The sequence below is a fragment of the Pseudomonas fluorescens genome, assembly GCF_002837185.1.
Taxonomy (GTDB): Bacteria; Pseudomonadota; Gammaproteobacteria; order Pseudomonadales; family Pseudomonadaceae; genus Aquipseudomonas; species Aquipseudomonas fluorescens_AM.
In genome coordinates, this window is record NZ_KZ478045.1 from 1 (window position 1) to 12,034 (window position 12,034).

The 12,034-nt window shown below is 63.4% G+C and carries 13 protein-coding genes; 4 read left to right on the forward strand and 9 right to left on the reverse strand.

What is annotated here, in order from left to right; translation table 11 throughout:
• Positions 1-238 precede the first annotated feature (238 nt).
• The gene (locus tag CIB54_RS26975; RefSeq protein ID WP_065952352.1) at positions 239-625 is read right to left on the reverse strand and encodes a DoxX family protein; all 387 of its coding nucleotides are present in this window, start codon (positions 623-625) and stop codon (positions 239-241) included.
• 195 nt (positions 626-820) lie between these two features.
• On the opposite strand from CIB54_RS26975, the gene CIB54_RS26980 reads away from it, so the two are divergent.
• On the forward strand, positions 821-1,819 hold the full coding sequence (locus CIB54_RS26980; protein ID WP_101221470.1) for an NAD(P)H-quinone oxidoreductase: 999 nt from the start codon (positions 821-823) through the stop codon (positions 1,817-1,819).
• Between the two features lie 84 nt (positions 1,820-1,903).
• On the opposite strand, the gene CIB54_RS26985 is transcribed toward CIB54_RS26980, so the two are convergent.
• The 3 genes from CIB54_RS26985 to CIB54_RS26995 all read right to left on the reverse strand — a co-directional run bounded on the left by CIB54_RS26985 (position 1,904) and on the right by CIB54_RS26995 (position 4,429).
• Positions 1,904-3,031, reverse strand: coding sequence for an alkene reductase (locus tag CIB54_RS26985; RefSeq protein ID WP_101221471.1), 1,128 nt, complete (start codon positions 3,029-3,031; stop codon positions 1,904-1,906).
• Between the two features lie 94 nt (positions 3,032-3,125).
• On the reverse strand, positions 3,126-3,803 hold the full coding sequence (locus CIB54_RS26990; protein ID WP_101221472.1) for a type 1 glutamine amidotransferase domain-containing protein: 678 nt from the start codon (positions 3,801-3,803) through the stop codon (positions 3,126-3,128).
• The gene (locus CIB54_RS26995) at positions 3,800-4,429 is read right to left on the reverse strand and encodes a TetR/AcrR family transcriptional regulator (RefSeq protein WP_101221473.1); all 630 of its coding nucleotides are present in this window, start codon (positions 4,427-4,429) and stop codon (positions 3,800-3,802) included. Before CIB54_RS26995 ends, CIB54_RS26990 begins: the two co-directional genes overlap by 4 nt.
• Positions 4,430-4,602: 173 nt before the next feature.
• Here CIB54_RS26995 and CIB54_RS27000 point away from each other — a divergent pair, with 173 nt between their 5' ends.
• Complete coding sequence (locus CIB54_RS27000; RefSeq protein ID WP_101221474.1) at positions 4,603-5,565, forward strand: GlxA family transcriptional regulator; 963 nt, start codon at positions 4,603-4,605, stop codon at positions 5,563-5,565.
• Here CIB54_RS27000 and CIB54_RS27005 read toward each other — a convergent pair.
• Positions 5,554-6,060, reverse strand: coding sequence for a GNAT family N-acetyltransferase (locus CIB54_RS27005; protein ID WP_232790616.1), 507 nt, complete (start codon positions 6,058-6,060; stop codon positions 5,554-5,556). The two genes, CIB54_RS27000 and CIB54_RS27005, sit on opposite strands and share 12 nt — an antisense overlap.
• A 178-nt stretch (positions 6,061-6,238) precedes the next feature.
• On the opposite strand from CIB54_RS27005, the gene CIB54_RS27010 reads away from it, so the two are divergent.
• Positions 6,239-7,111 (forward strand): undecaprenyl-diphosphate phosphatase, encoded by an 873-nt coding sequence (locus CIB54_RS27010; RefSeq protein WP_065952345.1) that lies wholly within the window; start codon positions 6,239-6,241, stop codon positions 7,109-7,111.
• Here the strand turns inward: CIB54_RS27010 and CIB54_RS27015 are convergent.
• The 4 genes from CIB54_RS27015 to CIB54_RS27030 are packed head-to-tail and all read right to left on the reverse strand — an operon-like array spanning position 7,051 to position 10,586.
• The gene (locus CIB54_RS27015) at positions 7,051-7,938 is read right to left on the reverse strand and encodes a sugar phosphate isomerase/epimerase family protein (protein ID WP_232790617.1); all 888 of its coding nucleotides are present in this window, start codon (positions 7,936-7,938) and stop codon (positions 7,051-7,053) included. The genes CIB54_RS27010 and CIB54_RS27015 overlap by 61 nt on opposite strands.
• A gap of 1 nt (position 7,939) precedes the next feature.
• A complete protein-coding gene (locus CIB54_RS27020; RefSeq protein ID WP_065952344.1) occupies positions 7,940-9,139 on the reverse strand; it encodes an NAD(P)/FAD-dependent oxidoreductase in 1,200 nt (399 codons plus the stop codon).
• Positions 9,140-9,141: 2 nt separating this feature from the next.
• Positions 9,142-9,462 carry a MocE family 2Fe-2S type ferredoxin gene (locus CIB54_RS27025; RefSeq protein ID WP_065952343.1) on the reverse strand — a complete coding sequence of 107 codons (321 nt, stop codon included), beginning with the start codon at positions 9,460-9,462 and terminating at the stop codon, positions 9,142-9,144.
• A gap of 32 nt (positions 9,463-9,494) precedes the next feature.
• Positions 9,495-10,586 (reverse strand): fatty acid desaturase family protein, encoded by a 1,092-nt coding sequence (locus CIB54_RS27030; protein WP_101221476.1) that lies wholly within the window; start codon positions 10,584-10,586, stop codon positions 9,495-9,497.
• Positions 10,587-10,747: 161 nt separating this feature from the next.
• On the opposite strand from CIB54_RS27030, the gene CIB54_RS27035 reads away from it, so the two are divergent.
• The gene (locus tag CIB54_RS27035) at positions 10,748-11,797 is read left to right on the forward strand and encodes a LacI family DNA-binding transcriptional regulator (RefSeq protein ID WP_065952342.1); all 1,050 of its coding nucleotides are present in this window, start codon (positions 10,748-10,750) and stop codon (positions 11,795-11,797) included.
• The last annotated feature ends 237 nt before the right edge of the window (positions 11,798-12,034 follow it).

Genomic DNA, 12,034 nt, shown 5'->3' on the forward strand with positions numbered 1-12,034 from the left:
CTGGGCCGGCATTCCGGGCTCTTTTCCAAAAGTGACCCGCTGTAAAAGCGGAACCCATAGCAGCCGTAACCGCAGAAACGGATATGTACCGGGTCTGATCCAACATCCTGGTCGGCCCAGAGACCGCCATCGGGGGCAAGCCCCCTCCCACATTTGGGTCTCGGCGCGTCAGGTAAATACGCGTTGGCTGTGCGGCCGTCACGGGAGCAAGCCCCCACATTTGAACCGCCTTTACTATTCAGGCAAATCGCTGCCTCAGTGTCAGTCGTCCCGGCCCGGCGATCAGGATGCTGGCGAAGATGATCATCAACAGCCAGCCAAACTGCCCTTCGAACAGCGTCCACTGCGGATGCACCACCAGCAGCGCAATGATCAGCACCGCCAGGATCGGCAGGCACGCCAGGCGTACCAGCACGCCCGCGACGATCAACAATGGGCACAGCACTTCGGCAAAAATCGCCAACCACAATGTAACAGACGCGCCCAAGTGAAACGGGTCTTCGATCAGCTTCAGCTGTTCACTGTAGTGGAGCAGTTTCGGCAACCCATGCACCCACAGCAAAAACAGCGCCCCACTGACCCGCAGAAACAACAGCCCGATATCCTGATGTCTTGTTTCGTTCATACGCCACCTGTGTCCGTCGAAATGACCGGCCGCCAGTGTGGCCCTGGCCATGACAATGGGCTTGCAGGGGTGTGCTGACTTCGCAGCCAGCGCCATTGGGGTTGCACTGCTGCTGGAAGCGGGCATGATCTGGCTGAACCGTCGACCGCTCGCCACGGTCCCAACCCATACGCTCATCGTTACAGGAACCCGTTCATGACCCTGCCCCAAGAAATGACCCTGATCGAAATCACCGCCCCCGGCGGCCCCGAGGTGCTGCAGCCGCGTCGAGCAGACGTACCGGTGGCCGGCCCGGGCGAGATCCTGATTCGCGTGCATGCCGCCGGGGTCAATCGCCCCGACGCTCTGCAACGCGCCGGAAAATACCCGATGAAACCCGGCATGAGCCCGATTCCTGGCCTGGAAGTAGCCGGCGAAGTGGTGGCGCTGGGCGAAGGCGTGCATCAATACGAACTCGGTGACAAGGTCTGCGCTCTGACCAATGGCGGCGGCTATGCGCAGTTCTGCGCGGTGCCGGCCAGCCAGGCGTTGCCGGTTCCCGAAGGCATGGACTGGATTCAAGCAGCTGCCGTGCCGGAGACCTTCTTCACCGTCTGGGCCAACCTGTTCGGCCTCGGCGGCGCCTGCAACGGCCAGCGCGCGCTGATCCACGGCGGCACCAGCGGTATCGGCACCACCGCCCTGATGCTCTGCCGGGAATTCGGTATCGAGGCCTTCGCCACCGCCGGCAGCGCCGACAAATGCGCGGCGATCGCCAAGCTCGGAGCGCAGCCGATCAATTATCGCGAGGAGGATTTTGCCCAGGTCATCGCCGAGAAAACCGCAGGCAAAGGCGTCGATGTGATCCTCGACATCATGGGTGCCTCCTACCTCAACAACAACCTCAAGGCCCTGGGCATGGACGGCCACCTGGTGATACTGGGCTTCCTCGGTGGCGCCAAGGCCAATGACGTGGACCTGCTGAGCATTCTCGGCAAACGTGCGGTGATCACCGGTTCTCTGCTGCGCGCACGCACCCGCGAAGAAAAGGCCGCCATCGCCGAGCAGCTGCGTGAACACATCTGGCCGGTGCTGAGCGAGGGGCGTTGCCTGCCGATCATCGACAAGGTGTACGAATACACCGACGCCGCCCAGGCTCACGCACGTATGGAAGGTGGCGACCATATTGGCAAGATTGTCTTGCGCGTCGAATAAACCAGACAGCGCCCTGTGGCGAGCACGTTTGCTCCCGCTGGAGGGCGCTGCCCTCCCGTGACTCGCCACAGGGTAGCGTCGAACTCAGTCTGCTTTGGCATATTCCGGATAATCGACATACCCCGCCTCGGTCCCGCCATACAACCCTTCAGCCTTCAACGCATTCAATGGCCAGCCATTGAAGATCCGCTGCGGCAGGTCCGGGTTGGCAATGAACGGCCGCCCGAATGCAATCAGGTCGGCCAGCCCGGCTTCCACCAGTTTTGCACCGCGTTCGGCGGTGTAGCGGCCGGCATAGATGATGCGCCCACTGAAGGTGCTGCGCACGGCCTGGCGGAAGCTGTCCGGCAGGTCGGGCGCATTGTCCCAATCGGCTTCGGCGATGGAAACATAGGCGATACCCGACTGCTCCAGCACCTTGATCGCTTCGATGTAGGTGTGGTGCGGGTCTTCTTCCACCAGGCCGATGTAGACACGCTCCTGATCGGTACCACTGAACAACGGCGAAAAGCGTACGCCCACGCGCTCCGGACCCACTACCCGGCACACGGCTTCGACGATTTCGCGCAAAAAGCGCAGGCGATTATCCAGCGTGCCACCGTATTCATCATCGCGCTGGTTGGAATGGGCCGAGATGAATTGGTTGACCAGGTAACCGTTGGCCGAATGAATCTCCACCCCGTCGAAGCCGGCGTCCAGTGCATTGCGCGCCGCCTGTGCGTAGTGGCCGACCAGTTCCTCGATCTCCAGCACCGTCAGGGCGCGGGGTACCGGCGGTTGTTTGAGCTCGCCGACACCCGGCGCGGTTTCGATAAAGGCCTTGGCCTGCAGGGCCTGGATGGCCGAGGGTGCGATCGGCGCGGCGCCGTCGGGTTGCAAGGCATTGTGGGACACGCGGCCCACATGCCACAGCTGGGCGAAGATCACGCCGCCCTCGGCATGCACTGCCTCGGTGACCTTGCGCCAGCCATCGATCTGCGCCGGCGTATAGATGCCCGGCGTCCACACGTAACCCTGGCCACGGGGTTCGATCTGGGTGCCCTCGCTGACCATGAAACCGGCGCTGGCACGTTGACGGTAGTACCGGGCCATCAAGTCGGTAGCGATATCGCCCGGTTGCGCGCTGCGCTGGCGGGTCAGGGGCGGCAGCACGATACGGTTGTTCAGGGTGTGATGCCCCAGTTTTACGGGGGTGTTCAACGGATGAGCCATGGGGATATTCCAAATTCAGGACGAGCGAAAACACTGGCGACTCTTGCGAGCCGCCACATGCATCAATCGGTGGGGTTAAGTCGGTGGGGTTAAGTTAAGCGGTGAGTTTCAACAGGGCCGTGGCCACTTCACTGGAGCTGCCGGGGTTCTGCCCCGTCACCAGCAGACCATCGACGATCACGAACGACTGCCAATCGGCGCCCTTCTCGTATTTGCCGCCCAGTTTCTTGAATTCATCTTCCACCAGGAACGGCACGACGTCAGTCAGGCCCACCGCGGCTTCTTCCGAGTTGGAGAACCCCGTGACGCGACGGCCCTTGATCAAGGGCTCGCCGTTGACCGCCTTGACATGACGCAAGGCGCCCGGTGCATGGCAGACAAACCCGACAGGCTTGCCGGCACGCTCGAACGACTCGATCAGCGCGATGGACACCGGCGACTCGGCCAGGTCCCACAGCGGACCGTGGCCGCCCGGGTAGAACACGGTGTCGAAGTCATCGGCGTTGACCGCGTCCAATTTCACCGTAGTGGCAAGGGCCTGCTGCGCGGCAGGGTCGGCGTTGAAGCGGTGGGTTTGTTCGGTTTGAGCATCGGGCTGATCGCTGACCGGGTCCAGCGGCGGCTGGCCACCGGCCGGCGATGCGAGCACCACCTCGGCACCGGCATCTTTGAACGCGTAATAGGGAGCGGCAAACTCTTCGAGCCAGAAGCCGGTCTTGCGGCCGGTATCGCCCAGCTGGTCGTGAGAGGTCAGTACCATTAATACTTTCATGTTCCAGTGCCTCGATCGTGGTGAATAGCAGGGTTTTCGGGGTAGCCCAGCAACTGCCGGGTCAGGTCCAGCGCCTCATCGAACGGCGCGGTAGTACGGGATATCTTGCCCATGACGCTGGTCCCCAGCCACAGCGCATACAGGCGCCGGGCCAGGCTTTCGGGGGGTTGCTCGAGCATCAGCGAACCGTCTTGCACGCCGTGCCGCAGCGCCATGGCGAGCAAATCGATGGTGCGTGACGTGCCGCGCTGCAATGCCAGGCGCATCGGCTCTGAAAGGTCTGACACCTCGGCGCCGAGTTTGACGGCAAGGCATTTGCCGGCGTCGGTGCAGCCGGTGTGGTTGTCGATCCAGCCCTGCCAGTAGCGCATCAGCCTGGCGTAGTGGGACACGCCCGACTGGCTGAACAGCTGCTGCATGCCCTCAATGTAGTGATCGAAGTAGGTATCGAGCAGCACCACCCCGAACGCGTCCTTGGAGGTGAAGTAGTGATAAAACGAGCCCTTGGGCACCTCGGCGGCTTGCAGGATTTCGTTCAACCCCACCGCAGAAAATCCCTTGGCACCCACCAGGGTTTGCGCGCTGTCAAGAATGGTCTGGCGTGTACCTTTGGTTTCGCGGTTCATGCGTGGCCCCTTGCGATTAGACCAGTCGTCTAGTTCGTTGAGGCAATGTTAGGGAGGTGCGCGCAGGCTCACAATGTCATATCCGCAAGGATTCCGGACATTCGCCAGCGGCAGTTGCCGTTTACCCGGCACGCGCCGACAATCCTCCCTCCCGCGCCCCTTGGAGAATGACGATGCACAGCGTTGCGCTGATGGTTTACCCGAACTTCCAGTCCCTGAGCCTCAGCCTGGGCTCGGTGTTCGAGTGCGCCAACCTGCTGCGGGGCGAGCCGGCCTATGCTTTTCATCTGGTGTCGGAAAGCGGCGGCGCCGTCATGACGTCCCAAGGGTTTTCGGTGAACACCACGGCGATCCGTCCCGAGGGCTATGACACGCTGATCGTCAGCGGCTACCTGGAATTTCGCCTGCCGGAAGCCAATCTGCTGGAGATGGTCAAGGCGGCTTCTGCGCAATCGCGCCGCGTGGCCTCACTGTGCATGGGCATTTTCGTGCTGGCCGAAGCCGGTCTGCTCGACGGCAAGCGCACCACCACCCACTGGATCCACGCGCCGGCGTTTCGCAAGCGCTACCCGCACATTCGCCTGGAAGACGACAAGTTATTCGTGGTGGACGGCCAAGTGTGGACCGGCGCCGGCATGAGCGCCGGGGTCGACCTGGCGCTGGCGATGGTGGAGAACGACCTGGGCAGTGACCTGGCCCGGCGCATCGCCCGCAAGCTGGTGATCGCCCAACGGCGCGGCAGTGAACAATCGCAACTGTCGGCCTTGCTCGAGCTGGACCCCAAGTCCGATCGCGTGCAACTGGCCCTGGCTTACGCCCGGGAAAACCTCACCCACGACCTGTCGGTGGACGCCCTGGCCGATGTCGCACGCCTGAGCCCGCGCCAGTTCAGCCGGGTGTTTCGCGAAGAAACCGGGCAGACGCCGGCCAAGGCCATCGAAGCCCTGCGCGTGGAAGCGGCACGGGCCATGATGGAAACCAGTCGCCACCCGGTCGAAGTCGTGGCCCGCGAAACCGGGTTCGGTGATCGCGAGCGCATGCGCCAGGCGTTTCTCAGGGCGTTCGGGCAAGCGCCCCAGGCGATGCAGCAGGTGTTGTTCAATCCGGCCCCGGCCCATGGCCGATCAATGCAGTGAAGCGTGTGTAATCAGGTAGCTCATCAGCTGCGGTTCATCGTCCAGCTCCAGGGTCTGCACCGGACGCGGCAGGTTATCCAGCACCGTGCGCCAGAACGCCTGGGACACTTCGTCCTGATCAAAAAAACGCACCAGCCAGTTGTCCTCGCCGCTGCACAGCACCTGGGTGGCGATGGCGCGGCCGATGCCTTTGCGGCGATAGCGCTTGAGGATGAACAGGTCGGCCAGTTCCAGCGCATCGATACCCGGCAGTTCGCTGCCTTCGATCAGCAGGAAGCCGGCGATATAGCCGTCCACCAGTAACAGGTTGGCGCTCCATTGCGGGTCTTGCCAATAACGGGCCAGGTGCTCGTCGTGGATGTAGAAACGGCCATCGGTCTCGACGTCTTCCTGTTCCCAGTCCGACGACTCATACGCGTAGTACTGGTAGAGATTGCGGATCAGCTCGGCATGTTCCGGGCCGGTCTGGATCAATTCAACGGTGGTTTCAGGCATGGGGCTCTCAGTGAAAAAACGCAGGGCGCCATTGTTCACAAAAGCGCCGGCCAGGCCAATACATTGCCCAACCTTTCTATTGGCTGAACCGATTGCAGATAGCGATCAGCCCTGGCCGAAATCCTGAAACATTTAGAATAAACTTCGCCGGCTCTCCCTTTTTTCAAGGACTCGTATTTTGACTAACGTGTGCTCCGCCGGCCTGGATGTGGGGTTCGCCTCCCTGGATTACCTGCAGATTTTCATCCTGGGCGTGATCCAGGGCATCACCGAGCTGTTGCCGGTGTCCTCCACCGCTCACATGCGCGTGGTGCCTGCCCTGCTTGGCTGGCAAGACCCGGGCTCGGCGTTTTCCGCGGCGATGCAGTTGGCGGCGCTGGCGGCGGTGGTGAGCTATTTCTGGCGCGATGTGCAGCAAGTCACCACCGGCAGCATCAGTGCCGTACGCCGGGGTGACTACAACGACCGCTGGTTCAAGCTGGCGGTGGCGATTGTGCTGGCAACGATCCCGATCTGCATCGCCGGCCTGGCGCTGTCCTCGACCTTGAACACCTGCAACTCGCCACTGCGCGGGCTGATGGTGATCGGTATTGCCTGTGTGGTGATGGCAGTGTTGCTGGCAGCGGCTGAATTGCGCGCCCACCACACCCGCGACGTGAGCCAGATGCGTTTGCGCGATGCGCTGATCGTCGGAGTCGCGCAGATTGGCGCGTTGATCCCCGGCGTATCGCGCTCGGGCTCGACCCTGACCGCCGCGCTGTTCCTCAACTTCAAACGCGAAGAAGCTGCACGGTTCTCGTTCCTGCTGGGTCTGCCCGCCATTGCCCTGGCCGGCTTGAAAGAACTGTGGGTGCTGCTGCACGCCGACATGCCCGCCCATGCCTGGCCGCATTTGATCTTCGGTCTGGTGGTGGCGAGCCTGTCGGCGTTCTTCGCCATCTGGGGCCTGATGAAGTTTCTGGAGCGCTTCTCCACCTGGCCCTTCGTGATCTACCGCGCGCTGCTGGGGGTGTTCCTGATTGTGGCGGTCAGCACCGGCTTGCTGGCCTGATGCGGTGTGGTCGCACGTGAGCTGTCCCACACCTGGCGAATCAGCGCTTTGAGCTTCAGCGCCTCGGCCCAGCGATCACTGAGCTCTCGGCCATCCGCGGCGGTGATCGCATACGGCGGCGGGCCGAGTTCGCAGGTGAACGACAGGCTTGGGGGTGTCTCGGGGCGGGCCAGCCAGTCTTCGATCCCGTAGCGCCACCAGCCCACAAAGCGCTCGACCCAGGCTTGATGCTGCGCAAAATCCAGACCCACCTGCACCTGTTCACTGCTGGCGACGCGGCCATGAAAGCCCCAGCTATGGCGCAGGATAGTGCGTATCTGCTCATCGTCATCGGCGGCGCCGGGCTCGGGCAATTCGCGCCCGACCACGTAGTGGGACAAGTCCGCGAGCAGTTTCAAGTCAGGCATTTGCGCCAGCAAGTCGAGGGTGAACAGCAGATCACTGGTAAGGCGGTAACGGTGGGTTTCCAGCAGGATCGGGAAATCCACCTGCTCGGCCAGGCGTTGCCAGCCTTCGATCAACCGGCCCGCCTCGGCCTGGGTACGCGGACGTACGTCGGCTTGCAGGGTCAGGTGATGACAGCCGTAACGGCTGATCACCTCCAGCGCGCGCGCCAGGTCGTCCACCGTCTGCGGGAACAGTTGGCCTTCGATCTGCAAGCCGCGCGCGGCGGTGGCCGCGTGCAGGCGCGCAACCTCTGCGGCCTTCCAGTAGTGATCGGTGACGCCATCGAAACCGGCGGCGGCGATTCGGTCCAGCTGCGCCTCGAGCGGGCCGGGTTCGGTTTGCATCGCCCATAAGGATTGAAATACCAGCAATTGGCGCATATCAGCCTCGCAGCCATTGTTTGAGAGAAACACCCGGATCAGCCAGAGCGGCCGACGGCAACGGCACACCTGCGCCGATCAGGCGTTCACACAGCTTGATGTCCCTGGCCACGCGGTTGCCCGGCGCCCAACCGCAGGCGCCCTGCAGCAGCCCGTGGTCATCGAGGTAAAACAGCAGCAAGCCGCCATCGGGCAAGGCGCGGGTGACCGTACTCGGCGTCATCACGCCGACCGTCTGCACGCCCCAGTCATACTGATCGGACCAGAAACCCGGCACGGCCTCGAAAGGCAATGCCCGGCCCAGCAGATTCAACGCGGCATGCCGGCCCTGGGCCTCGGCATTGCGCCAGGTTTCCTGGCGCTGGTAGAGACCGCCAAGACGGAACTCGCACACGTCGCCCGCCGCGTAGATATCCGCCGCGCTGGTGCGCAACTGCGCATCGACGCGAATGCCCTGCCCCACGTCCAGCCCGGCCGCCGCGGCCAGTTCGAGATTGGGTTGCATGCCGATGCCGACCACCACCAGGTCGCACGGCAGCGTTTGCCCATCCACCAGGTGCACGGCGTCGGCCTCGATGGACGCCACCGCGACATTCAAGCGCACGTCCACACCTTGCTCGCGGTGCAAAGCCAGCAGCGCGTCACTGATGATTGCTGGCAATACCCTGCCCGCCAGGCGCGGCCCGGCCTCGAGCACCGTCACCGCACAGCCCAGGCCGCGCGCGGTCGCCGCCACCTCCAGGCCGATAAAGCCGCCGCCGATAACCACCAGCCGAGTGCCGGGCCGCAACTGCTCACGCAGGGCCAGGGCTTCGTCATGGGTGCGCAGGTAAAGCACGTGGGTTTGCGCCTGCGGCAGACGCCGCGCACGGCCGCCAGTGGCCAGCAGCAATCCGCTGTAGGGCAGCCACCGGCCATCGGCCAACTGCAGCCGATGCTGCGGCGGCGCCAGCCGGCTGACCGCATTGCCCGCGATATGCTCGATACCCAGCTCGGCCAGCCGCGTGCTGTCGCACAGGCTGCACCCGGCCAGGTCCTGGCTGCCTTGCAACAGGCCCTTGGACAGGGGCGGTCGTTCGTAGGGCACGTGAGGTTCGTCGCCGATCAGGATCAGCCGACCGCTGTAACCCTCTTCGCGCAGGGTCAACGCCGCACGGCCACCGGCATGGCCGGCGCCGACGATAATCAGAGGCGCGTCCATCATCACGCCGTGACGGCGAGCAGTACCCGCCCCGCTTCGACCCGTACCGGGTAGGTTTTCAGGTTGACGCACACCGGTGCGCCCAGGGCCTTGCCGGAGCGGTAATCGAAGCGGCCGTTGTGCTTGGGGCATTCGATCACATGGTCCATGACCAGGCCGTCGGCCAGGTGGATTTTTTCATGGGTGCACAGGCCGGCGGTGGCGAAAAATTCATTCTCGGCCGAGCGAAACACCGCGTAGGTGTGCGCCCCGTGGTCGAAGCGCAGCACGTCCTCTTCGTCTATGTCGCCCACGGCGCAGACGTCGATCCATTGATCGTTCATGGTTTTTATCTCTTATTAAAGGGAAACGAACTTCAGCCGGCAGAGACTTCTGCGTGCACAGCGGCAGGAACAGATTCAGGCTGCCGTCGGATCGGACGCTGGACGAAATAGGTCGGGTCGCTGCGCTGCTTCCAGACCGTCGGGAGGATCTCCTTGTAGGCCTCCCACAGATTGGCGTAAGGCGGCGGGCAGTCGCGACGGATCTCTTCGTGCAATTGCGCCAGTGCGTGGTACGGCACCATCGGGTACATGTGGTGCTCGAGGTGGTAGTTCATGTTCATGTAAATAAAGCGCAGCACGCGGTTCATGTAGATGGTGCGGCAGTTGCTGCGGTGGTCGAGCACGTCTTCAGCCAGGCCCACATGCTGGGTAAGCCCGAACAGGTAGCCAAGCCAGGCGCCATAGATGCTCGGCAAGCCCACCAGCATCAGCGGCAACCAGCTGTGCAGGTACAAGGCACTGCCGATGATCAGCCCATAGAGGCCCACCCAGATACGCGCGGCGCGAAACACTTTGGGCCACTCGGATTCGGGGATGAAATCCCGTTCCTGGGCACTCATCCGGCCGATGGCATGGCGGGCCACGCCACTGAAGGTCTTCCACGCCAGGGGCAGATTGAACAGGCTCAGGAACATCATGGCAAAGCTCGGCGGACGCGGCTCGACGATCTCCGGGTCGCGGCCGACGACGATGGTGTCGGTGTGATGCCGGGCATGGCTCCAGCGCCACACATGGGGCTCGAAAATGCACATGAAGCTCGCCACCTGGTACAGCGCGTCATTCATCCAGCGGGTCTTGAACGCCGTGCCATGGCCGGTTTCGTGCCAGCGCGGGTTGGAGGCGGTGCCATAGAGCACACCATAGGCCAGGAAAAACGGCACGCTGGCCCAGGAGCCCCAGAACCAGTAGCCGCCAAAGCCGGTTGCGAACAACGCGGCGAACCAGATGGCCGTGTCGACCAGGGCCGGGCCGTCGCGGCGCTGCATCAGTTCTTTCATGCGTTTGCGCGGGACCGGCGACTGGTACCAGCGGGCCGAGACCAGACCTTTTTCGGCGGCGCGGGCGGCCTCCGGGCCGGTCAGGCTGTAGTCGCGTCGGGCGCGGTGAGCGGTGTGTTCAGGCATTGTTATTGTTCTCCGCAGCGGGTGGTTTCAGAAACGTTGCGAAACCAACCATAGAGCGCGGCCAAATCACCCTCAAGGCCTTGAATCCATTCCCTATCAAGCTATCATCCAGGCCCAGCGGGGTTTGATAGTTTTCTATCAAGACGCTCAAGGGGCTCGACATGACCAACCATAAACGCCCGACCATCGCCACAGTTGCCGCCCAGGCGGGCCTCAGCGTGGCTACCGTCGACCGCGTATTGAACGCCCGCGCGCCGGTCAATCCGCAAACCGCCGAACAGGTGTTCCAGGCCGCCGAAGCCGTGGGTTATTTCGCCGCGAGGCTGATCGGCCAGCGCATTCGCGAACGGCGTCCGACCTACCGCTTCGGCATTCTCCTGCTGGGCACCGCCCAGGCGTTCTATGCCAACCTGGCCCAGTCGATCAACGCGGCGGCGCAGCATCACGCCAGCGCCAACCTGACCTGCCAGTTCGACTACATCAATGACCGCACGCCCAGCGCCATCGTCGCGCAGATCGAGCAACTGGCCGTACAGTGCGACGCCCTGGCGGTGGTCAGCTTCGCCCATCCGCTGATCAATGCCTGCCTTGCGCAAATCCGCGAAGCCGGCGTGCCGGTGGTGGCATTGCTTTCGGATATTCACGAACACGCGGCCGAGCCTTATGTGGGCCAGGATAACCACGTGGTCGGACGCACCATGGGCTGGCTGGTGGCGCGCACGTGCGGTGCGCGCAAGGGCAGCGTGGGCATTCTGCTGGGCGGCCATCGCTTTCTCGGCCACCAGGCGCGGGTCGAAGGGTTGCACCGCTACCTGGCCGAACACGCGCCGGGGCTCAAGCCGCTGGAACCGCTGATCAATCTGGACAACTGCGACATCACCGAAGAGGCCACCCTTGACCTGCTCAGCCGCCACACCGACCTGCGCGGATTGTGCGTGGTGGGCGGTGGCGGTGACGGCGTGATCAGCGCCCTGGCGCAACTGCCCAAGCGCCCGGCGTTGTGCTGCATCCTGCAGGAGTCCACCGAGCTGTCGCGCCAGGCGCTGAGCCGCGGGCTGATCGATGTGGTGATGGACTCGCAACCGCGCCAGACGGCGGTGGCGTTGGTGGAGTTGCTGGTGCAATTGCAGAGCGCCGAGGGGTTCGATGCAAGGCGGCATCGGGTGCATATTGCGCCACACATTGTCACCTCGGAAAACCTGGGCACCTGAGACAGGGACGGCAAATGTGGGAGGGGGCTTGCCCCCGATGGCGGTCTCCCAGCCGACAGCTACCCAACTGACACGCCTCGGTTCAATGTGGGAGGGGGCTTGCCCCCGATGGCGGCCTCTGGGCCGACCAGGATGTTGGATTGGACCGAGTACATATCCGTTCCTGCGGTAACGGCGGCTGGCGGTTCCGCTTTTACAGCGGGTCACTTTTGGAAAAGAGCCCCAAAAGTAACCAAA

Bases quoted from the DNA above. Each gene is read 5' to 3' on its own strand.
- CIB54_RS27025 (WP_065952343.1), bottom strand. From the start codon at position 9,462: ATGAACGATCAATGGATCGACGTCTGCGCCGTGGGCGACATAGACGAA.
- CIB54_RS26990 (WP_101221472.1), bottom strand. From the start codon at position 3,803: ATGAAAGTATTAATGGTACTGACCTCTCACGACCAGCTGGGCGATACC.
- CIB54_RS27015 (WP_232790617.1), bottom strand. From the start codon at position 7,938: ATGCGCCAATTGCTGGTATTTCAATCCTTATGGGCGATGCAAACCGAA.
- CIB54_RS26975 (WP_065952352.1), bottom strand. From the start codon at position 625: ATGAACGAAACAAGACATCAGGATATCGGGCTGTTGTTTCTGCGGGTC.
- CIB54_RS27030 (WP_101221476.1), bottom strand. From the start codon at position 10,586: ATGCCTGAACACACCGCTCACCGCGCCCGACGCGACTACAGCCTGACC.
- CIB54_RS26995 (WP_101221473.1), bottom strand. From the start codon at position 4,429: ATGAACCGCGAAACCAAAGGTACACGCCAGACCATTCTTGACAGCGCG.
- CIB54_RS27000 (WP_101221474.1), top strand. From the start codon at position 4,603: ATGCACAGCGTTGCGCTGATGGTTTACCCGAACTTCCAGTCCCTGAGC.
- CIB54_RS27035 (WP_065952342.1), top strand. From the start codon at position 10,748: ATGACCAACCATAAACGCCCGACCATCGCCACAGTTGCCGCCCAGGCG.
- CIB54_RS26985 (WP_101221471.1), bottom strand. From the start codon at position 3,031: ATGGCTCATCCGTTGAACACCCCCGTAAAACTGGGGCATCACACCCTG.
- CIB54_RS27005 (WP_232790616.1), bottom strand. From the start codon at position 6,060: ATGCCTGAAACCACCGTTGAATTGATCCAGACCGGCCCGGAACATGCC.
- CIB54_RS26980 (WP_101221470.1), top strand. From the start codon at position 821: ATGACCCTGCCCCAAGAAATGACCCTGATCGAAATCACCGCCCCCGGC.
- CIB54_RS27020 (WP_065952344.1), bottom strand. From the start codon at position 9,139: ATGGACGCGCCTCTGATTATCGTCGGCGCCGGCCATGCCGGTGGCCGT.